Source organism: Lysinibacillus sp. NPDC086135, from assembly GCF_044746345.1.
GTDB lineage: Bacteria > Bacillota > Bacilli > Bacillales_A > Planococcaceae > Lysinibacillus.
This window is the reverse complement of record NZ_JBIVCA010000003.1, coordinates 91,259-112,297: the sequence shown is the minus strand read 5'-3', so window position 1 is coordinate 112,297 and position 21,039 is coordinate 91,259. Positions and strand designations below refer to the sequence as shown.

At 36.6% G+C, this 21,039-nt stretch carries 18 protein-coding genes; 4 read left to right on the top strand and 14 right to left on the bottom strand.

The genetic code is table 11. The annotated features are described in order from the left end of the window. The first annotated feature begins 2 nt into the window (after nt 1-2). Nucleotides 3-1,058 (top strand): ABC transporter ATP-binding protein, encoded by a 1,056-nt coding sequence (locus tag ACIPKN_RS05610; protein WP_400934215.1) that lies wholly within the window; start codon nt 3-5, stop codon nt 1,056-1,058. Beyond that, entirely contained in the window at nt 1,051-1,977 is a 927-nt protein-coding gene (locus ACIPKN_RS05605) for an ABC transporter ATP-binding protein (RefSeq protein WP_142507514.1), read from the top strand. The genes ACIPKN_RS05610 and ACIPKN_RS05605 overlap by 8 nt, the downstream gene beginning before the upstream one ends. Nucleotides 1,978-2,129: 152 nt before the next feature. Here ACIPKN_RS05605 and opp4C read toward each other — a convergent pair whose 3' ends face one another. The 10 genes from opp4C to ACIPKN_RS05555 all read right to left on the bottom strand — a co-directional run bounded on the left by opp4C (nt 2,130) and on the right by ACIPKN_RS05555 (nt 14,801). After that, entirely contained in the window at nt 2,130-3,038 is a 909-nt protein-coding gene (gene opp4C, locus ACIPKN_RS05600; protein ID WP_400934213.1) for an oligopeptide ABC transporter permease, read from the bottom strand. A 12-nt stretch (nt 3,039-3,050) separates the two neighbouring features. Beyond that, on the bottom strand, nt 3,051-4,016 hold the full coding sequence (gene opp4B, locus ACIPKN_RS05595) for an oligopeptide ABC transporter permease (RefSeq protein WP_274066577.1): 966 nt from the start codon (nt 4,014-4,016) through the stop codon (nt 3,051-3,053). An 82-nt stretch (nt 4,017-4,098) separates the two neighbouring features. Beyond that, nucleotides 4,099-5,823, bottom strand: a complete 1,725-nt coding sequence (gene opp4A / locus ACIPKN_RS05590; RefSeq protein WP_400934211.1) for an oligopeptide ABC transporter substrate-binding protein — start codon at nt 5,821-5,823, stop codon at nt 4,099-4,101. A 61-nt stretch (nt 5,824-5,884) separates the two neighbouring features. Continuing rightward, complete coding sequence (locus ACIPKN_RS05585; RefSeq protein ID WP_400934210.1) at nt 5,885-6,868, bottom strand: ABC transporter ATP-binding protein; 984 nt, start codon at nt 6,866-6,868, stop codon at nt 5,885-5,887. Continuing rightward, nucleotides 6,849-7,868 carry an ABC transporter ATP-binding protein gene (locus ACIPKN_RS05580; protein WP_400934209.1) on the bottom strand — a complete coding sequence of 340 codons (1,020 nt, stop codon included), beginning with the start codon at nt 7,866-7,868 and terminating at the stop codon, nt 6,849-6,851. Before ACIPKN_RS05580 ends, ACIPKN_RS05585 begins: the two co-directional genes overlap by 20 nt. A 1,305-nt stretch (nt 7,869-9,173) precedes the next feature. Continuing rightward, nucleotides 9,174-10,958, bottom strand: coding sequence for an oligopeptide ABC transporter substrate-binding protein (locus ACIPKN_RS05575; RefSeq protein WP_400934207.1), 1,785 nt, complete (start codon nt 10,956-10,958; stop codon nt 9,174-9,176). A 13-nt stretch (nt 10,959-10,971) separates the two neighbouring features. Further along, the gene (locus ACIPKN_RS05570) at nt 10,972-11,874 is read right to left on the bottom strand and encodes an ABC transporter permease (RefSeq protein ID WP_400934206.1); all 903 of its coding nucleotides are present in this window, start codon (nt 11,872-11,874) and stop codon (nt 10,972-10,974) included. Between the two features lie 26 nt (nt 11,875-11,900). Continuing rightward, nucleotides 11,901-12,863, bottom strand: coding sequence for an oligopeptide ABC transporter permease (opp4B, locus tag ACIPKN_RS05565; protein ID WP_142507522.1), 963 nt, complete (start codon nt 12,861-12,863; stop codon nt 11,901-11,903). A 2-nt stretch (nt 12,864-12,865) separates the two neighbouring features. Beyond that, on the bottom strand, nt 12,866-13,810 hold the full coding sequence (locus ACIPKN_RS05560; protein ID WP_142507523.1) for an ATP-binding cassette domain-containing protein: 945 nt from the start codon (nt 13,808-13,810) through the stop codon (nt 12,866-12,868). A 1-nt stretch (nt 13,811) separates the two neighbouring features. Beyond that, a complete protein-coding gene (locus tag ACIPKN_RS05555) occupies nt 13,812-14,801 on the bottom strand; it encodes an ABC transporter ATP-binding protein (RefSeq protein WP_400934517.1) in 990 nt (329 codons plus the stop codon). Between the two features lie 1,172 nt (nt 14,802-15,973). Between ACIPKN_RS05555 and ACIPKN_RS05550 the strand changes: the two genes are divergently transcribed. Then, nucleotides 15,974-17,503: a cardiolipin synthase gene (locus ACIPKN_RS05550; protein WP_400934203.1), complete on the top strand. Its 1,530-nt coding sequence runs from the start codon at nt 15,974-15,976 to the stop codon at nt 17,501-17,503. A 15-nt stretch (nt 17,504-17,518) separates the two neighbouring features. Continuing rightward, on the top strand, nt 17,519-17,776 hold the full coding sequence (locus ACIPKN_RS05545; protein WP_400934202.1) for a hypothetical protein: 258 nt from the start codon (nt 17,519-17,521) through the stop codon (nt 17,774-17,776). 244 nt (nt 17,777-18,020) lie between these two features. Here ACIPKN_RS05545 and pyrE read toward each other — a convergent pair whose 3' ends face one another. From pyrE to ACIPKN_RS05525, 4 genes are read right to left on the bottom strand one after another with little or no spacing between them, the layout of a single operon-like run. Further along, the gene (gene pyrE, locus ACIPKN_RS05540) at nt 18,021-18,650 is read right to left on the bottom strand and encodes an orotate phosphoribosyltransferase (protein ID WP_142507525.1); all 630 of its coding nucleotides are present in this window, start codon (nt 18,648-18,650) and stop codon (nt 18,021-18,023) included. A 2-nt stretch (nt 18,651-18,652) separates the two neighbouring features. Further along, a complete protein-coding gene (pyrF, locus tag ACIPKN_RS05535; protein ID WP_400934200.1) occupies nt 18,653-19,357 on the bottom strand; it encodes an orotidine-5'-phosphate decarboxylase in 705 nt (234 codons plus the stop codon). Then, nucleotides 19,354-20,268 (bottom strand): dihydroorotate dehydrogenase, encoded by a 915-nt coding sequence (locus ACIPKN_RS05530; RefSeq protein ID WP_400934199.1) that lies wholly within the window; start codon nt 20,266-20,268, stop codon nt 19,354-19,356. The genes pyrF and ACIPKN_RS05530 overlap by 4 nt, the downstream gene beginning before the upstream one ends. After that, entirely contained in the window at nt 20,265-21,038 is a 774-nt protein-coding gene (locus tag ACIPKN_RS05525) for a dihydroorotate dehydrogenase electron transfer subunit (RefSeq protein ID WP_400934197.1), read from the bottom strand. The genes ACIPKN_RS05530 and ACIPKN_RS05525 overlap by 4 nt, the downstream gene beginning before the upstream one ends. Nucleotide 21,039 lies beyond the last annotated feature (1 nt).

Here is a 21,039-nt window from a genome sequence, read left to right as displayed (position 1 = left end):
AAATGAGTAAAACAATTTTAGAAGTAAAAGATTTAAAAATAAACTTTAAAACGTATGCAGGGCTTGTTCATGCTGTTCGTGGTGTTAATTTTGACTTAAAAGAAGGTGAAACACTCGCAATCGTTGGTGAATCCGGTTCTGGTAAGAGTGTTACGAGTAACGCATTAATGAAACTAATTCCACAGCCACCTGGTATTTATGAGTCCGGACAAATTATGTTTAATGGCCGTGATTTAGTGTCTTTAAGCGATAAAGAAATGTCAAAAATACGCGGAAATGAAATTGCAATGATTTTCCAAGATCCAATGACAAGCTTAAATCCGACGATGAAGGTCGGACGTCAAATAACTGAAGTTATTTTACAACATAAAAAGGTATCAAAAGCTGATGCTAAAAAACGTGCAATCGAACTTTTAACACAGGTAGGTATCCCCTTCCCTGAAAAACGTTATAATCAATACCCGCATGAGTTTTCAGGCGGTATGCGTCAACGTGTTGTTATTGCTATCGCACTCGCAGCTGATCCTAAGCTTCTAATTGCCGATGAACCAACAACAGCTTTAGACGTTACTATTCAAGCGCAAATTTTAGAGCTAATGAAAGAAATTCAAAAAAATTCGAAAACATCGATCATTTTCATTACTCACGATTTAGGTGTCGTGGCAAACGTTGCTGACCGAGTTGCAGTTATGTATGCCGGACAAATCGTTGAATATGGTACTGTTAATGATATTTTCTATAACCCTAAGCATCCATATACATGGGGTCTACTTGGTTCAATGCCTGACTTAGATAACGATACGGATGAGCTATTACGCACGATCCCTGGTTCACCACCAGATCTTATTCACCCTCCAAAGGGCGATGCGTTTGCCGCTCGTAATGAATTTGCAATGGCTATTGACTATGAGCAAGAGCCACCGATGTTCCAAGTAAGTGAAACGCACTTTGCAAAAACTTGGTTGATGCATCCTGATGCACCAAAAATTCCGCTTCCAGATGAGGTTGCTAAACGTATTGAAGGATATTTAGCAAAGGAGGCACAATCAAATGACTAAATCGGGCGCAAAAAAAGTTCTTGAAATTAAAAATTTAAAGCAGCATTTCGGTTCAGCAAGTAACCCTATTAAAGCAGTTGACGGTATTAGCTTCGATGTCTACGAAGGTGAAACACTCGGTCTTGTAGGAGAATCAGGCTGTGGTAAATCAACAACTGGGCGTTCCATTATTCGCCTGTACGACATTACAGATGGGGAGATTATTTTCGATGGCGAGAACGTCCATGGGAAAAAAAACAAAAATGAATTAAAGAAATTTAATCGTCAAATGCAAATGATTTTCCAAGATCCATACGCTTCATTAAACCCGCGTATGACAGCTGGAGAAATCATTAGTGAAGGCTTTAAAATTCACGGTCTTTACAAAGATAAAAAAGAGCGCCGTGAAAAAGTAAATCAACTGTTAGAGGCTGTTGGCTTAAACAAAGAGCACGCAAACCGTTATGCTCACGAATTCTCTGGCGGCCAACGTCAACGTATCGGGATCGCCCGTGCGCTAAGCTTAGATCCTAAGTTTATTATCGCCGATGAACCTATTTCTGCACTTGACGTTTCGATTCAAGCGCAAGTTGTAAACTTATTAAAACAACTGCAAAAAGAACGTGGCTTAACATATCTTTTCATTGCCCATGACTTATCAATGGTTAAATATATCAGTGACCGTATCGCTGTTATGTACCGTGGTAAAATCATGGAAATCGGTAAAGCAGATGATATATACAATCACCCTGTTCATCCGTATACAAAATCTTTATTATCTGCGATCCCACTTCCTGACCCAATGTCAGAAAAACGCCGTCAACGTATTCCGTACAAGCATACTGAGGTTGACGATAGCGCAACATACCACGAAGTTGGCGATCAGCATTACGTTTATGGTACTGCAGACCTTATGAAAACTTGGATTGCTAATCGATAAAAACTTATAAATCCATCCATTATTTATTACTGGATGGATTTTCATCTTTTTTTATTCGCCATTCATGTAAATGAAAATTTAACACCTTTAAAAGTGAATTTATTACTTTTAAAGGTGCTTTATTTTCTTCTATAACAAATCCAGCTTATCTATTACCTTCTTGATTTTGGATTTAAAGCATCTTTTAATCCTTCTCCAATAAAGTTGATAGACAAAATAACTAGAGTAATAGCCATTGCAGGTGGTACCCACATCCAAAGCTTATCCTTTAGTACATCTGAGTTTCTAGCCTCAAATAGCATATTGCCCCAGCTAGGTGTATCAGCCGGAACTCCAAGGCCTAAAAAACTTAAACTAGATTCTGCAACAATTGTTACCGCCATCAATAATGTTGCCTGTACAATAATCGTCGATGCAACGTTAGGCAATAAGTGCTTAATGATTATTTTTGATGGTTTACAGCCAATTGACTGAGCAGCTAATATATACTCATTTTCCTTTTCAGTTAAAACCCTACTTCGTACTATCCTTGCAACGCTTCCCCACATTAAAAGTGAAATAACAATTATTAATGTCCATAGACCAGATATTTTTCCTGAAAGTATAGTATTTAAAACAATACAGAAAACTAAAAATGGAAACATTAATACAAAGTCAGTAAATCGCATTAACGTTTGATCTATTTTTCCTCCAAAATACCCTGAAATAGCGCCAACAGCTGTTCCGATCATTACAATAAAAATCATACAGCCTAATCCAACTGTTAAAGATGATCTACCAGCGTAGAGCATTCTAGTAAAAACATCTCGTCCATTCGTATCTGTTCCTAACCAATGCTCGCTTGATGGAGGTAGACTAATTTTCATAAAGTCGACACGTACAATATCTTTTGTTGTAATATAAGGAGCTAAAAACGATACAACAATAACTATTAGTAAAAAAATTAGACTAATCATCGCTAATTTATTTTTAACAAACTTTCGTCTCGCTATCACCCATGGCGAGGGGCTTTTTTTCGGTGTCTTTGGCGATAAAACTTCTTGATCAGTTACCAATGTCATAATTTCCCCTCCTTAATCTAGTCTAATACGCGGATCTACCACACCATATAATATATCCGCTACTAAATTTCCAAAAAGTGTTAAAAACGAAAGTAACATTGTTATCGACATCATGACCGCATAATCTCTACGTCCAACAGATTCTAAGAAGAGTGCGCCTATCCCCGGATAAGTAAAGATGGTTTCTGTTATTACCGCACCACTAATTAATGTGGCAATATCAAAACCTAGATACGTAATTATTGGAATAATAGAATTCCGTAAAATATGTTTGTTATATATTTTCGACTCTTTTGTTCCCTTTGCTCTCGCTGTTCTTACAAAATCTTTCCTACTATTTTCAATAATGTCATTTCGTAAAAATTGTGTATAGGACGCCGTTCCCATTAATCCTAAAATAAGTGCAGGTAACAAAACATGGTGCATCCTACTCATGTAGTACGCCCAAGTTCCTTCCCCTATCCCTACACCTACGGAACCATTGAAAGGAAACCATCCTAGCTTAAAGGAAAAGAAATAAATAGCAACAATCCCTGCAACAAACGATGGAATGGCTAAAGCTAAATAATTATAAGTTGCAATTAAATTATCACCGAGTGTATAAGGTTTTCTTCCTGCATACATTCCCATAAGAAATGCAAAAAAGTACGTAAAAACTAATGATGTTAACGCTAAAAATATTGTATTTGGTATTCGCTGAGCAATAATCTCTGCAGCCGGTTTTTTATAAACTGTAGATTTCCCGAAATCCCCTTGTATAAATTTACCGACCCATCTACCATATTGCACGATAATCGGGTCATTATAGCCTAATTTTTCTCTCATTTCTTCAATGTATTGTGGATTCGTATTAGAAGGATTGATTTCACCAGCAAATGGATCTCCTGGCATCATTTTTGCTAAAAAGAACACCACCACAGAAATAAGGAGTAACAATGGAATCATGCCAAGAAATCTTCTAAGTGTGTATTGAAGCATGTGACGTCTCCTTATCTAGAAATTTACTAACTAGGCCCAATTCATGAAGGTGGCCTAGTTAGTAGGCTTAACAGTTTACAATTTATTCCTCAACATACCATTTATAGACATCTGTTTGGAAACCAACAGCGTTAATATGAACACCTTGTAGTCGATTATTAATGCCATATAAATCTAAGCCTTCCCATAATGGTAGGGCTGGTAATTCTTCATTGAAGTATTTTTGCCATTCCACATAAATTTGCTTACGCTTATCTTTGTCAAATGCTTCTTCACTTAAGCCTTGATCTAATAATTTTTGGTTTTTAGCATCTATATAGCGACCGAAGTTCCATTCTGCATCGTTCCCCCATAAACCAGATGGGTCAGGATCTGCACCTGTACTCCAAGAACCGAAGAATGCTTCTAATGCAGCATCATCATTTTTTTTCATATCATTATATAAGTTAAACTCTATTAAAGTACCAGTTGCTTGCTCTGTTTTCACTCCGATATCATTCCAAGCTTGGATAATCGCTTGAGAGCGACCTTCAAAGGCAGCAGGACCAGCATAGTGAGCAAATGAAATTTTAAATGGCTTCCCTTTAGGATCTTCTACAAAGCCATCACCATTAATATCTACATAACCCGCAGACTTAAGAAGCTCTTTAGCCTTTTCTGGATTGTGTGCATATTGATTTAAGTCAGATTCCTCTGCAGCAATCCAGAAGGCACGTGGAACCACAGTATTCGCAACTTCAGCTTTTCCTTCTAAGAAAGCATCGATCATTGCTGGACGGTTAATTGCGTATAATAGTGCTTGGCGCAATTCTTTTGATTTAAACTTATCAAAATCTGCTACATTTTTAAGAGTAGCTTTATCACGATGACCAAAACGAAGACCGATATACGAGTAAGTTACACCATTCGTTTCTTCAATACGTACATTTTTCAATGCTGACAATTCTTTCACAGCTTGTGGTCTAATATCCATAATGTCAATTTCTCCGTTTTGGAACGCACCAGCTGCCAATGATGGGTCAATTACTTTTACAATCACCCCATCAAGCTGCGGCTTGCCCTTCCAGTAATCATCAAAACGCTCTAATTCAGAATATTCACCGTCTACAACCTTTTTCACTTTAAACGGTCCTACGCCAACAGGATTTTCACGAACTTGTTTCGACTCGCTTAAATCTTTAACAGCAATACCTTCATAATGTTTCTTTGGCATTGGATAAGACCAAAGATTTTCTAAATTATTTACTTTCACTTTGTCAAAAGTAATTTTCACAGTATATGGATCAACGACTTCGATCCCTTCGATTTTGTCAGCTTTCCCTGCTTTTTTTGCTTTTGCCCCTTTAATATTTTCAACATAATTGAATCGTGGGCCATCGTAATCCTTATTAGCTATTGTCTCTAATGCAAATACCCAGTCATCAACTGTTAACTCCTCACCATTGTGCCATTTTACACCTTTCTTAAAGGTAAACGTATACGTTAATTTATCCTCACTAATTTCCCAAGTTGCTAAATTAGGAACATATTCTAAGTCATCATTTACATCATAAATACCATCCATTGTGAAATTTTGAATATAACTATCTACAATACTTCCATTAAATGCTGGGTCAAATACACCTTCAGGCGCTTGGTCAGTACCGAAAGTTACAACCTTATTTTTTGCTGTTTCACTAGTCTTTGTGGAACCACCTTTATCTTTTTCCTTATCTTTGTCAGTTGTCGAGTTGTCGCTATTACACGCTGCTAAAAACAAAGCCGTTACTAGCATTAGCATGAAAGCCCATAATGCTGATTTTTTCATTGTTTATCCCCCCGTGAATTTTATTTTGAAAATAATTGACACACGATTTTCTTATTATTTTTTAATATAAATGGCATGCAACTCTATGCCCCCGCTTCACCTCCTTTAAGGTTGGTTTAGATAATGAACACTCTGCCATTACCTTTGGACAACGTGGATGGAAGGGGCACCCCTGAGGAGGATTAGCCGGACTAGGGATATCCCCCTCTAATACGATACGGCTACTCTTTTTCCTTGGATCAGGTACCGGAATGGCAGAGATTAACGCTTGTGTATACGGATGAAGTGGTTCATCATAAATATGTTCTTTATCTGCAATTTCCACAATGTTTCCTAAATACATCACACCGATTCGATCACTCATATGTTTTACAACACTTAAATCATGAGCAATAAATAAAAATGTTAAGTCAAACTCATCCTGTAACTCTTTTAGCAAATTAAGCACCTGAGATTGCACAGAGACATCTAATGCTGAAACTGGTTCATCCGCTATAATTAGTTTTGGTTTAAGTGCAAGTGCTCTAGCAATACCAATCCGTTGACGCTGTCCACCAGAAAATTCATGTGCATATTTGTAATATGCATCTTCGGGTAAGCCAACTTTTTGTAAAAGCTCCATCACTTCATTTTTCAAGGATTTAAGTGGTTTTTTATGATAATTCATAATTGGTTCAGCTATGATACTACCTACCATTTGCATAGGATTTAATGATGCATAAGGATCTTGAAACACCATTTGGATATCTTTCCTTATTTCTCTTAATGATTTTCCTTGCAATTTTGTAATATCATGACCATTAAAAATAATTTTTCCTTCCGTTGCGTCTAACAATCTTAAAATAGTACGACCTGTTGTTGACTTTCCACAGCCAGATTCGCCTACTAACCCTAATGTTTCACCATTTTTTATTGAAAAAGAAATATTATCTACGGCTTTAACATGTCCAATCGTATGTTTGAATAATCCACCTTTAATCGGGTAATAGGTTTTTAAATTAATTAGCTCCAATAAATTTTCTTTATTATTTGTAGTTTGATTCATATTGTCTGCCCACACCCTTTCTAGAATTACAGCCTTCAAAAAGTAAACAAGAGACTTCATGATTATCATCTACGAAAGTAAGTTGTGGCGTAACATTACTACATTCAGGCATCGCCGATGGACATCTATCAACAAAACGGCAGCCTTCTTGAGGCATATTTTTTAAAGAAGGTACAATGCCTTTAATAGTAGCTAACTCATTTACTTCTGTATCTATTCTCGGAATCGATGCCATTAAGAGTTTTGTATATGGGTGTTTGGGATTGTAAAACAAGTTATCAACAGTTGTCCGTTCTACGATCTTTCCAGCATACATAATAATTACTTCATCACATATTTCCGCAACTACACCTAAATCGTGAGTGATCAGTACAATAGACATGTTATTTTTACCCTGAATACTTTTCAATAAATCTAGTATTTGGGCCTGCACTGTTACATCAAGTGCAGTAGTTGGTTCATCCGCTATTAAAAGTCTAGGCTGACAAGCAATAGCGATAGCGATCATTACTCTTTGCCTCATACCACCTGACAATTGATGAGGGTATTCATTCACAATTTTTTCAGCTCTTGGAATGCCAACCTGTTTTAATAAATCAATCGCCTTACTTCTAGCCTCAGCCTTAGACATTTTACTATGATTAAGCATAATCTCTTCAATTTGTGAGCCTATAGTAAAAACAGGATTTAAGGATGTCATAGGTTCCTGGAAAATCATACTAATATCATTTCCTCTGATTTTATTCATCTCGTCGTTCGAATAATTCTCTATGTTTTTCCCGTGGAATCTTATTTCACCTCCCGTGATTTTACCAACTCCTTTTGGAAGTAATTGCATAATAGAAAGAGACATTACACTTTTTCCACAGCCTGATTCACCAACTACTCCAACGATCTGACCAGATTTAACTGAAAATGAAACATCATCAACAGCATGATATAGCTCCCCGTCTATATCAAAACCAGCTTTAAGGTTTTTCACTTCTAACATTAAGCTCATTTTTACATCACACCTTTTAAGAGTTTTTACTTAACTACTGTTGCAATGTAGTAAGTTAGATGCCGCGTGTTAAGTACTATCCTTTTCACATAAAAATTCCTTTTAAAAATTCATCGACTTTGTGCTTAGGCCTGTATGAGTGCGATACGATGCCGATCCTTTCGGTAATACCACAGCGCCTTCTGAGCTGACGCTTTGCTTTCGCTACAGAAAACAATTGCTAAAAGGCGTTGAATTAATAGCCCGAAAAAATCAGATAAACTTATTTCAAAATCATTTCAATATAAAAATCATCAAAATAAAAGAATATCAATCTCTTCTTTGTAAAGAATTTTAAGATAAGTCTCAAATGAAATAATATTCTGATAATTAAGTGTAATATCATTTTAGCTAGAAATAACATGTTTAATCAAGTGAATTTTTACATTCCTTATATTCTTATATACAAATTAATCCATACAACTATTCCAATTTCACTCAATAAATTTGTATTTTTCTTCAATGAGTATTTTGTTGACTTCCCACTTTATCGGTTTAAAGCATGACTTTTTTATTATTACAATATAGCAAATATTCATTTATTCCTTATACTTTTCCTCATAAATCCTACATTTATTCGGATTCGGTTTTTAGATGAATTTTAGCTGATCACCATAACGTGTGGTTGATTTCCGACTGGGCACTTTCCTGAGGATGTCCGATTGCGTTTACAGAGTCTCCACTATGACGCTGAACTTTTCATATTTTACCATTTTTACACCTTTTCCCTAATAATTATTAATAAATAATTTTTTCTATTAACACATCAACCCCTTAAAGCAAGAATTATTATAGAGGACAAATAATTTAATTCAACTATTTGTTACGGACATCTACTTATTTTTTTGTAAAAAATAAATTAATTTCTCGACATAAAATTAGATAATAATTCTGGATTGTGTTTTAATTTGATGAATGAAAAGCTGCAAGGGGACTTTGATTTGACTAAATTGCTCCTTATTGTCGCATTATGTAATTAACCAAAGCAATAATGTGATATCGCAACGAATGCTTTTTCTTGCCCATTTTAGTTAATGTACGGTCCTACACTTTGAAACAGACCTGTTTCCTTTGATTGTGCTGGCACACGTTGAAAAGTAACTAATTCGCATTCATCTACCCGCCTATAGAGGTGGGAGACTTGTGTAGCTGACGCTGTGCTTTCGGTAATTACTGAAAGAAGTTAAAAAAACGCAAAAAAACTGTAGGAAATTCTTATTAAAGAATTTGCCTACAGTTTATACTCTCACACTTAACTATGTGCTATTAGTTTTTTAATGGAGCATCAGCAGTTAACTCGATTTCATGGTATTGAGTTTCATTTGCATAGTCAAAATTATAGTTTTTAACACGTTTATTAACTGGAATTAGATCAGTAACTGCCACAGTTGGAATTGTTGTAGCCTGTTCAAACATATACTCTTCAAACTTTCGGAATGCTTCTTTGCGATGATTTAAATCTAAAGATTCTTTAGAATCGATATCATCTAAAATTGCAGTTAATTCAGGTGATACAAAACGTGACAAGTTGAATAATGCACCCTCACCATATAATCCTTTTGGAGATGGATTTGTTCCTGTACTCCAAGCACCAAAGAACATTTCAATCTCTGGATCATCTTTTTTAAGCTTATCAGTAAATGAGTTAAACTCCATTAGACGACCAGAAGCTAATTCAACATTAATACCGACTTCTTTCCAGTTTTGACGGTAGTATTCAATCGTAGATTCTAGTACCTCGGTACCACCTTGTGCACCTAATTTGATTGTAAATGGTTTACCATCTTTATCTTCACGAATACCATCGCCATCCACATCTTTATACCCTGCTTCATCTAATAATTGTTGCGCCTTTTTCTTATCATACGTGAAGCCTGGCATATCCTTTGTATGGAATGATGCAAATGCTGGAGGAATTAACGTTGTGGCACGTGTATTAATACCATTGCCTAATTTTTCGTTTACCTCTTCTACATCGATTGCATAAGCTAATGCTTGACGTAATTTTGGGTCACCTAATTTTGCATTTTTATCTGTTACGTTAATTCCTTTTGCATTATCGAATTTACCTAGCTTGAAGCTCAAATAGCTATAAGATAATCGTGGACGCGATAAAATCGCTAAGTTTTTAGAATTTTCAATTTGTGTAATCTTTGAACCTGGGAAACCATTTACCGCTATGTCATAAGTTCCTGAATTTAATGCCTTCGGTAATGTTTCTGGTGAAACTACTTTTACTACTACACCGTCGAGTTTAGGTTCACCTTTCCAGTAATTTTCATTTTTAACAAATTTCACTGACTCACCATTAACAATTTTATCGAATTTGAAAGGCCCTAAAGTTACTGGATTTACACGCACTGCATCAGAGCTTATCATATCTTTTACCGGAATATCTTTTAATTGATGTTTTGGTACAGCTGAACTCCACAATCCATCACCACCGCTGAAAATTGCTGGTGAAATTGATTTAAATGAAATTTCTAATGTATGATCATCTACTCGTTTTAAACCTGAAATTGTATCTGCTTTCTTATCATGGTACTCTTCAGCGCCAATAATATTTTGGAAATCATCGTCATAACGAACGCCTTCATAATCAGGGTGACCGATAATTTCATAAGGGAAAATAACATCGTCGATTGTAAATGGCTCTTTATCAGACCATTTTACATTTTCACGTATTTTTACAGTTGCTTTATTTGCATCTGCGTCAACCTTTAGACTTGCAAGACCTGTATCTGTTAGTAAAAAGTCACCGTCATTATCAAAAAGAATGTTACTTGCAAATTTCATAATCGCTGAGTCATTCGTATCTGAGGAGAATTCTTGTAAAAAGATACCTTTGAACGGTGATGAAGATGGTAAAGCTACTTGTAAAACACCACCTTTAATTGGTTCTCCTTCATTCTTTACTTCCATTGGGAAACTACGAGTTGCTGTTTTCTTCTTGTCATCTTTTGAAGATTCTTTGCCCCCTCCACTACATGCCGCTAGTGCTAAAACTAGTGTTAATAGTAAAGTTAGCAGAAAAACACTTTTTTTCTTCATTTACCCTTCCTCCTTAGCCTAATCGTTGTCTTGAGTCAGCCGCACGTCGTAACGCTTGACCAACATAATTTATACCAAGCATCATCACTAAAATAAATAATGCTGCAGGTAACCAAATCCACCATTTATCTACTAAAATCTCAGGATCTCTCGCATAGCTTACTAGAGTACCTAAACTTGGTGTTGAAGGTGGTAAGCCATACCCTAAAAATGAAAGACCCGTTTCAGCACCCATATTACCCGCTAGACTTAATGTTAAGTTAACGATAATAATAGAGCTTAAGTTTGGTAAAACCTCTCTAAACATAATTTTAAAATCACTTGTACCCATCGTTTTTGAAGCACTTACATAATCTCGACGGGCTTCTGTTAATGTTTTACTACGTATTAACCTTGCCTTCCCAATCCAAGCAAACATACTTAATAATATAACGATGTGGATCGGTGAATATTTCTCTAGCGTTGAAACAATGGCAATCGTAATCATAAAACTAGGTAAAATCATAATGAAATCCATAATTCGCATAATAGCAAGGTCAACTTTACCTGCGTAATAGCCAGTGATTAAACCGATAACGATACCGATAACTGCTGCAATAATCGTAATACATATAGCAATAATTAAAGAGTTTTTCGCTCCGATAATTAATTGTCCAAAAATATCGCGCCCTGCGTCATCTGCACCTAAAATATATCCATCAGCACCCGGCTCCGCAAAGCGACCTAGTAATTTAACTTTCATTATTTCGTCTACATCAATAATAAAACTAGTAATAAACACTGCCGCTATTAATAATGTTAAAAATATTAATGAAAACATCGCTAATTTATCTTTTTTAAACTCGCGCCAAACAACTTGGAAACCTACAGCTGGGCGATGTTGTTCTTCTAATTTTTTCTCTTCTGTTTTATCCATGTAAAGTCACCTCTATTCTTTGCAAGTTAGTCGATACGAATTCGTGGGTCTACAATGCTTAAAATAATGTCTGATAACATACTTCCAAGTAACCCCAAGAAACCATACAACACAATAAGTGCTGTAATTACACTATAGTCACGACTCGCAATCGAAGACATGAATAGTTCTCCCATACCTGGATAACTAAAGATTGTTTCAATAAAGATTGTTCCGCCTAGTAAACCTGTAATAGTGAACCCAAGACCCGCCGCAATCGGAATTAATGAATTACGGAAAATGTGTCGTGTATATACTTTATTCATAGGTAAACCTTTACTACGTGCTGTTTTAACATAGTCTTGGTTTTTAGAATCAATAATTTCTGAACGTAAATATTGAATGATTGTATACGTCCCCAAAACCGCCATCGTAATAGCAGGTGTAATAATATGATATAGTTTATCCCAATAGTAAGAAAAAGTACCTTTTTCGGTTAATACATCTACTGAACCTGATGTTGGAACCCAGCCTAATTTATAGCCGAATACATAAATTAAAATTAAACCAAACACGAACGGCGGTATTGCCATACTTAAAAAGTTATAAAACACGATTCCACGGTCTAATCGAGAATCTTGATAACGACCTGCTAAAAGTCCTAATGGAATAGCGATTAAATAAGTTAGGATCATTGCAACTAATGATAAGTAGAAAGTATTGAGCGCTCGTTCACCAATAAGTGATGTTACACTGCGTTGATATGTGTAGCTTTTACCTAAGTCGCCATGTACTGCATTTGACACCCATCTGGCATATTGTTGATACCATGGGTCGTTTAAGCCTGCTGCTTCGCGTAACTCTTCAATACGGTTAGGATCTGTCTCTGGTCCCATTAAACCTGTAAATGGATCGCCTGGCATTAGCTTAGCAATGATAAACACTAACATACTTAAAATAATAATTTGTGGAACCATGATGATGACTCTTCGAAGAACCGTTTTCCACATAATCACATTCCTCCTTCAATCGACGCCAATGCAACAGCATGTGTATCTGAAATTGATTGTAAAGGATAAACTTTTCCGTCTTTATCAAAAAATTTATGCTGATTTTCTTTATAATACTGACTTACTTTTAAACGCTCTTGCTTACGTTCTACACGTGTTTCAGGCTCAATATCTGGAATGGCAGATAATAAACGGTGTGTATAAATATGACGTGGATCATTATATATATCTGCTCTTTGTCCTTTTTCCACGAAGCGTCCTCGGTACATAATATTGATTTCATCACACATATGCTTTACAACACCTAAGTCATGTGAAATGAATAAGTATGTTACGCCAAATTCCTCTTGTATATCTTGCATAAAGTTTAAAACCTGCGCTTGTACAGATAAATCAAGAGCAGAAACAGGTTCATCTGCAATAATTAATTTGGGGCGACATGCCATAGCACGTGCGATACCCAATCGTTGCTTTTGACCACCAGAAAATTCATGTGGATATTTATATTGGGCATCCTCTTGCATGCCAACAATCGCCAAAAGCTCGTTAATTCGTTTTCGTTCTTCCTCTTCACTTAAACGCAGGAAATTTCGAATAGGCTCTGCAATAACATCACGTATACGTTTTCTTGGATTCATACTGGAATGAGAATCTTGGAAAATCATTTGTACGTCACGATTAAATCCTGAATTACCGCTACGACGCATTTTCGTTACATCTTGTCCTTCATAGATTATTTGACCAGATGTCACTTTCTCTAAACCAATAATTGCCTTACCAGTTGTCGATTTACCACAACCTGATTCTCCAACAAGACCATAAGTTTTTCCTCTTTCAAACTCCATAGTAATGCCATCTACCGCATAAACATGATCTACAATGGTATTGAAGAAACCACCACGGATAGGATAATGTACGCATAAATCATTAATTTGCATAAAGCTCATATTATTTTCCCCCATCCTTCTTAAAGTGAAAGTCTTTCCAACACGTACAACGAACAAAATGTTCTGGTCCAACCTCATGTAATATTGGATTTTCCTCATGGGCGCTTTCGTCAATCCATGGAATACGTGCTGCAAAGCGACAACCTCCACGTGGCAAATTAAATAATGAAGGAACCATACCATGAATAACCTCTAACTTTTCATTTACCTTATGGGATTGAGGAATAGAGTTCAGTAACGAACGTGTATATGGATGTTTAGGATTTTTAAATAATTCAATAACTGGTGCTTCTTCGACAATTTGTCCAGCATACATGACTGCAACACGATCTGCTACTTCAGCTACTACACCTAAGTCATGGGTAATTAACAAAATGCCTGACTCAGTTTCTATTTGTAATTCTTTTAATAAATCTAGTATTTGCGCTTGAATCGTTACATCTAATGCCGTCGTTGGTTCATCTGCTATAATAAGAGGTGGCTTACATGCAATCGCTGTCGCTATCATTACGCGTTGTCGCATACCACCTGATAATTCATGCGGATATTGCTTATAAATACGTTCCGGGTTATGTATACCTACTTGCTGTAATAACTCCATTGCACGCTCACGGCGTTGTGCTTCATTTAAATCCGTATGGTATATAAGCGGTTCTTCAATTTGGAAACCGATTCGCTTTAACGGATTCAATGCAGCCAGTGGATCTTGGAAAATAAAACCGAAATCACTACCACGTAACTGGGTATATTGCTGCTCCGTTATATCTACCAAATTTTTACCTTTATATAATATTTCACCTTCAATTTTTGTGTTGATAGGATTATGTAACCCAACAATTGATGTAGCTAAAGTACTTTTACCACAACCTGACTCACCTACAATTGCAAGCACCTCATTTTTTCGAATGCGCAAATCAACACCATCTACTGCAGCGAAATATTCATCTGCTCGCCGAAAGCTTGTACGTAAATTATTAATCTCAATAATCATTTCATGATTATTTGTCACACGATTACCTCCCTATCAAATCAAAAGAAAAAACCAACTTACTAACACCATATTCAAATGAATTTGCTTTTGTTTATAACGGTTTACTTAATATTTCCTTTACCGCGTATTTCAATTTTCAGAAAAATCAAAACAGTTTCGTCCTTGAATATAATTTACATCTTAATTTCAAATAAATTGTTGTCATTAATAATCACTCTCATTCCCGAACTATTATTCCAACAAAAGAATTATCTGACAATTAATTGTATCATCATTTTATCTAGAAATAATATACTAAATCAAGTACATTTTTAAATTATTGTAAAAATAAATACAATTTCGACTTTACATCATCATCAAAATCATTAGAAATCGAGTTTACAATTTTTCATTATTTATTATTTCATTTCTCAACTCTCTATTATTTTAATAAAATAATTAATGTAAAATAATGGTTAATTATTAATAAAAAAACCTATTTTTTTCACTAAAAAACACAATAAAAATGCATATTTATTACTTATAAAATAAAATATATCATGAAGTACACATTTTTCATTATATTTAAATAATATTAAATCTCTGTTTTTCTTCAATAAAAATATACATACCTCTTACAAATAATTTATAATTTTTTTAATACTAATTTTTTAATCAAATTATTCTATTATTGCGAATATTCCAAATATTGTATACCTTCAAGCGGTAAATATTACGCTTAATGAATTGTTAATTATTATTTTCCGTTAAGTTGATTTATCATTTAGGAGAATTATTATTGAGAAAATTCAACTTCTTTCAGCAAATGTTTTCTGTAGCGACAGGTACGGGTTTAAGTTACTTTTCAGCGAGTGTACAAACATCCGCTAATAATAGAAGAATCTCAGTCTAAAAACGCCACGTCCTGTGACATTGCCGATATGACCGACATCGTGTCGACCCTCATGCAGGCCTAAGCACAAAGCCAATTCCGGATGCATTGTTTATCTGTTTTGATTCACAGTAGAGGAAGCATTCGTGATAACTAAACATATTTTACCATAATTAACAATATCCATCTAACAAAGGAGTGTCTATATTGTAAATAACAAGAAAACAATTTATCATAAAACTATAAAAGTACTACTTCCTCTTTTAAAAATATAAAAAAGAATAGGTGAAAATGTATACATATGAAGAATCGCGTAGTCCAATTACTATTTGTATTTGCAATTGCGGCAATTATGCTCATCGTCTTAAATAAGTCCGTCATTTCCTTATATACCTTAATCGGCATACTATTGCCTATCACAATTATCGGGATTTCCTTTGTTATTTTTATTGAAAACCGTTCCCCGCAAAGTACATTAGCTTGGTTTTTAGTATTAGCCATTCTCCCTGTTATCGGTGTACTACTGTACTTACTGTTCGGAAGAAGTCGCTGGAGAAGAAAGAAACATTTACAACGTTCAGAAGAGAAAAGAATGATATTCCGTGAGATTTTAGAAGGGAGAAGTTTTAACTTAGATATCTCTTCCTCTTTAAATGAAAGATCCACCTATTTGACTCAAATTATCCAAAAATTTGGCGGTGGTCCTGTTGCGAATGAGACAACAACAAAGCTCTTAACAAACGGGAATGAAACATTTTCCGAAATCCTACAAGCAATTGAAAATGCTACACATCATATTCATATTCAATACTATATTTATCGATCAGATGAAATCGGTACAACCATACGAGATGCCTTAATCAAGAAGGCAAAATCTGGCGTGATCGTACGCTTTCTTTACGATGGACTCGGCAGTAATAAATTACGCAGAAGTTTCTTACAACCAATGAAAGATGCAGGGATTGAAGTAGTTGAATTTGATTCTATTCTTTCACCTTGGCTATTAGAAACCGTCAATTATCGTAACCACCGTAAAATTGTTATTGTAGATGGGACGATTGGTTTTACAGGTGGGCTCAATGTCGGAGATGAATATCTTGGTCGTTCAAAGAAGTTTCCTATTTGGCGTGATAGTCATTTAAAAATAGAAGGAAAAGCCTTATATAAACTGCAGGCTATTTTTCTAGAAGATTTTCTGTATGCCACTAGTAGTTTAAATACGGAGTCTTGGAATCAATTTATGGATAGCACATACTTTCCTAGTCAAGGAATTCATCAAGCAGAAGGTGCCGTACAAATCGTCGCAAGTGGACCTAGCTCAGATGATACAAATATTCGAAATGCTTTATTGAAAATTATGGGCTCTGCTAAAAAGTCAATTTGGATTGCCACTCCATATTTCATTCCTGATCAGGAAACATTAACATTATTACGTTTGAGTGCGCTTTCTGGAGTAGATGTCCGCATTTTATACCCAGGAAAAGGCGATAGTATCATTAGTGATCAAGCATCCCAATCATACTTTACACCGCTTCTAAAAGCGGGTGTCTCCATTTATCGCGTTAAAGAAGCTTTTATGCACGCTAAGATTGTACTTGTTGATGATGAAGTTGCATCAATTGGTACAGCAAATATGGATATTCGTAGTTTTGAACTTAATTATGAAATCATTGCGGTCCTATATGAATCTAAAACGGTGCTAGATATTAAAAATGATTTTGAACAAGATTTTAAAGACTCCATAGAAATTACATGGGCGTCATTTCAAAAGCGAAGTATTCAAAAACGCATGCTTGAATCACTTATGCGACTCATTTCTCCGCTACTGTAAATTCGGGTGCGATTCATGATGCTATCGGCGGTTCTTGAAATTGTTATCAGCGATTTTTTTGATGTTATCAGCGATTCTCAGCATTTTATCAGCGGTTTTCTCGATGTTATCAGCGATTCTTGGCATTTTATCAGCGGTTTTCTCGATGTTATCAGCGATTCTCAGCATTTTATCAGCGGTTTTCTCGATGTTATCAGCGATTCTTGGCATTTTATCAGCGATACGGAAACCACCCCCTCGTTTTGCCGAAGAGCCCTGCTTTATTTAGTTTGACATAATAGAACAACATGAAAGGGTGGTATGAAAAAATTCATACCACCCTTTTTATATCAATTATCCCTCGGCATAAATGCGTCGGGAATCGGCTTTGTGCTTAGGCCTGCACGAGGGCCGACATGAGGTCGATCATTTCGGTAATGCCACAAGACGTGGCCTTTGACCGATGCAGGTCACTTAGCCGTTATCGCATGGATGGCTAACATCCTATAAGAATGCCTTTCCGACTCCGTGACACCCGTTAAAGCTCTCCTGCTTTTAATTTTCCATGCCAGTCTTTTAAGAATGGAATATCTTCTTCTTTAATAGTGCCTGATTCATTAGCTGCTTCAATTAAATAATCAAAATTTGTTAGAGATACATATTTTATGCCTGCCTCTTCAAATGCTTGTTCAGCACGTGGAAGGTTGTATGTGTAGACGCAAACAACGCCTAGTACTTCACAGCCTGCAGCACGTAAGGCTTCCACTGCTGTAATGGATGAGCCGCCTGTAGAAACGATGTCCTCTACTACTACGACTTTTTGACCTGCTGCGTATTTTCCTTCGATTTGGTTACCACGGCCATGCTCTTTTGCTTTAGAGCGTACATAAACCATTGGTAATTCTAAAATATCACTTACCCAAGCTGCATGTGGAATGCCTGCCGTTGCTGTACCTGCTACGATTTCAGTTGTACCAAAGTTTTCTTTAATAAGAGATGCTAGACCGTTTGCTAATTGCTTACGAATTACAGGGTCAGAAATTGTCAGACGTGTATCACAGTAGATTGGAGATTTAATGCCTGATGCCCATGTAAATAGTTCTGTTGGATTTAATTCTACTGCACCTACTTTTAACATAGCGTGTGCGATTTCATTTTGTAATGTCATAGTTATGCCTCCCATAATTCACTTACGATTTTATATGCTGCTACTGGATCTTGTGCACCTGTAACGGCACGTCCAACGACGATTAATGAAGAACCGTCACGCTTTGCGCCGTCTGGTGTTGCAATGCGCTTTTGGTCGTGTGCGTCGCCACCTGCTAATCGGATACCAGGTGTCACACGTAAGAAATCTTCACCGCACACTTCAGCAATAGCTTTTGCCTCATGTACGGAGCAGACAACACCATCTAAACCAGCTTGTTTTGTTAAGCTTGCATAATGTAATACAGAGTCCTGTAAAGATAAAGCAATTTTTTGCTCTGCCTGCATTTGCTCTTCTGTTGTTGACGTCAGCTGTGTTACGGCAATTAATGCCGCACGTTCACGTCCTGCCGGAGTACCCGTTTCAAGCCCCTCAAGTGCTGCCTCCATCATTGGACGTCCGCCTGCCGCATGAACGTTGACTAAATCTACGCCTAATTTTGCTAGGCCTTTCATAGCAGAGCCCACTGTATTAGGAATATCGTGTAGCTTTAAATCAAGGAAAATATCATGGCCTAGACCTTTTACTTTTCGTACAATATCTGGCCCTTCCTGCATATATAATTCCATACCAATTTTCACAAAAAGAGGCTCGTTAAAGTGCTTTAGAAAGTTGAATACTTCTGCTTCTCCAGGAAAATCTAGTGCTAATATTGGTTTTGTATTCATAGACGATGGCTCCTTCCGATAATTTCTGAAATATGCTCCACTCCTAATTTATCGAGCTTTGCTGGTAGTTCATCAATAATAGTTGGACAAACGAAGTGATCGACAAAGTTTGCTGTTCCAACAGCAACTGCAGAAGCGCCAGCCGACATAAAGTCAATAACATCCTGTGCTTCTGTCACGCCACCCATCCCAATTATCGGAATATTGACAGCCTTATACACTTCATACACCATACGAATCGCAACTGGCTTTACTGCAGGACCAGATAAGCCGCCTGTACCATTGGCAATCACGGGCTTACCTGTACGCTCGTCTAAACGCATACCAATTAGTGTATTAATCATTGTAATGCCATCTGCACCACCCGCTTCAACAGCTTGTGCAATTTCCACGATACTCGTTACGTTAGGAGACAATTTCACGTATACTGGCACTTCAGAAACAGCTTTGACAGCTTTCACTAGCTCACGTGCAGTTGCAGGATCTGTTCCAAATTGAATACCACCACATTTAACGTTCGGACAAGAAATATTAAGCTCTAATGCTTTCACATTTGGTGCAGTAGAAATGCGTTGCGCTACTTCTACGTAATCCGTTGTCTCTGTACCTGCAACATTTGCAATGATTGGCACATCATACGCTTCTAAAAACTTTAATTCTTCATGCATTACTTTTTCGATTCCGGGATTTTGTAAACCAATGGCATTCAACATCCCTGCTGCTGTTTCTGCTACTCGTGGCGTTGGATTGCCGGGACGTGTTTCCACAGTCGTTGCTTTAATCATAATAGCGCCAAGCTTCGATAAATCATAAAGCTGTGCATATTCACGTCCAAAGCCAAAGCAGCCGGAAGCTGGCATTATTGGATTTTTTAAATCTAAACCTGGTAATTGAATGTTTAAACGACTCATAATGCCACCGTACCTTTCGGGAAAACTGGACCGTCAGAGCATACTTTGACATAGTCTTTTGCTACCTGATCTGTTGTTTTACATACGCATGCAAAGCAAGCACCAATCCCACAGCCCATACGCTCTTCAAATGATAAATAACCTTCTTTTTCTGGATAAAAGCTTTCAAGTGCTTTTAACATTGGTAGCGGACCGCAAGAATAAAAGACATCGAATTCAGGTGCTCGTGACTCTAAAACATTTGTGACAAAGCCCTTTGTTCCTTTAGAACCGTCAACCGTTACATAATACGTTTCACCAAGGGCACTGAATTCTTCCTCATAGAAGCAAACATCTTCCGATTGGAAGCCTAGCACATGAATTGTTTTAACACCACGTGCATTCAATTGCTTGGAAAGCTCATGTAATGGAGGTACGCCAATTCCCCCACCAACTAGTAGAGCTGTACCACCCTCTTTTACAGCTTCTACAGGGAATCCATTACCGATTGGACCCAGGACATTGACAAGTTGCCCTTCACGATTTGTCGCTAACACTTTTGTTCCGCGACCTTCCGCACGATATATCATTGTAAATTCGTTGTTGTCTTTATCTATATTTGCAATACTAATTGGTCGACGTAAAAGCGGCTCCAATGAATCTGACACCTTTACATGGACAAACTGGCCAGGTGTCATATCCTGAACCAGTTCTCCATGAAGTGTCAATTCGAAAATGTTTGTCGCAATATGCTTTTGAGAGACGACCGTCATTTTCTCTTGACGAATCATA

Bases quoted from the DNA above. Each gene is read 5' to 3' on its own strand.
- ACIPKN_RS05545 (WP_400934202.1), top strand. From the start codon at position 17,519: ATGATGCTATCGGCGGTTCTTGAAATTGTTATCAGCGATTTTTTTGAT.
- ACIPKN_RS05575 (WP_400934207.1), bottom strand. From the start codon at position 10,958: ATGAAGAAAAAAAGTGTTTTTCTGCTAACTTTACTATTAACACTAGTT.
- pyrF (WP_400934200.1), bottom strand. From the start codon at position 19,357: ATGAATACAAAACCAATATTAGCACTAGATTTTCCTGGAGAAGCAGAA.
- ACIPKN_RS05555 (WP_400934517.1), bottom strand. From the start codon at position 14,801: ATGATTATTGAGATTAATAATTTACGTACAAGCTTTCGGCGAGCAGAT.
- ACIPKN_RS05605 (WP_142507514.1), top strand. From the start codon at position 1,051: ATGACTAAATCGGGCGCAAAAAAAGTTCTTGAAATTAAAAATTTAAAG.
- ACIPKN_RS05550 (WP_400934203.1), top strand. From the start codon at position 15,974: ATGAAGAATCGCGTAGTCCAATTACTATTTGTATTTGCAATTGCGGCA.
- ACIPKN_RS05610 (WP_400934215.1), top strand. From the start codon at position 3: ATGAGTAAAACAATTTTAGAAGTAAAAGATTTAAAAATAAACTTTAAA.
- pyrE (WP_142507525.1), bottom strand. From the start codon at position 18,650: ATGACATTACAAAATGAAATCGCACACGCTATGTTAAAAGTAGGTGCA.
- ACIPKN_RS05580 (WP_400934209.1), bottom strand. From the start codon at position 7,868: ATGAGCTTAATGTTAGAAGTGAAAAACCTTAAAGCTGGTTTTGATATA.
- opp4B (WP_142507522.1), bottom strand. From the start codon at position 12,863: ATGTGGAAAACGGTTCTTCGAAGAGTCATCATCATGGTTCCACAAATT.
- opp4A (WP_400934211.1), bottom strand. From the start codon at position 5,823: ATGAAAAAATCAGCATTATGGGCTTTCATGCTAATGCTAGTAACGGCT.
- ACIPKN_RS05525 (WP_400934197.1), bottom strand. From the start codon at position 21,038: ATGATTCGTCAAGAGAAAATGACGGTCGTCTCTCAAAAGCATATTGCG.
- ACIPKN_RS05560 (WP_142507523.1), bottom strand. From the start codon at position 13,810: ATGAGCTTTATGCAAATTAATGATTTATGCGTACATTATCCTATCCGT.
- ACIPKN_RS05585 (WP_400934210.1), bottom strand. From the start codon at position 6,868: ATGAATCAAACTACAAATAATAAAGAAAATTTATTGGAGCTAATTAAT.
- opp4B (WP_274066577.1), bottom strand. From the start codon at position 4,016: ATGCTTCAATACACACTTAGAAGATTTCTTGGCATGATTCCATTGTTA.
- ACIPKN_RS05530 (WP_400934199.1), bottom strand. From the start codon at position 20,268: ATGAGTCGTTTAAACATTCAATTACCAGGTTTAGATTTAAAAAATCCA.
- ACIPKN_RS05570 (WP_400934206.1), bottom strand. From the start codon at position 11,874: ATGGATAAAACAGAAGAGAAAAAATTAGAAGAACAACATCGCCCAGCT.
- opp4C (WP_400934213.1), bottom strand. From the start codon at position 3,038: ATGACATTGGTAACTGATCAAGAAGTTTTATCGCCAAAGACACCGAAA.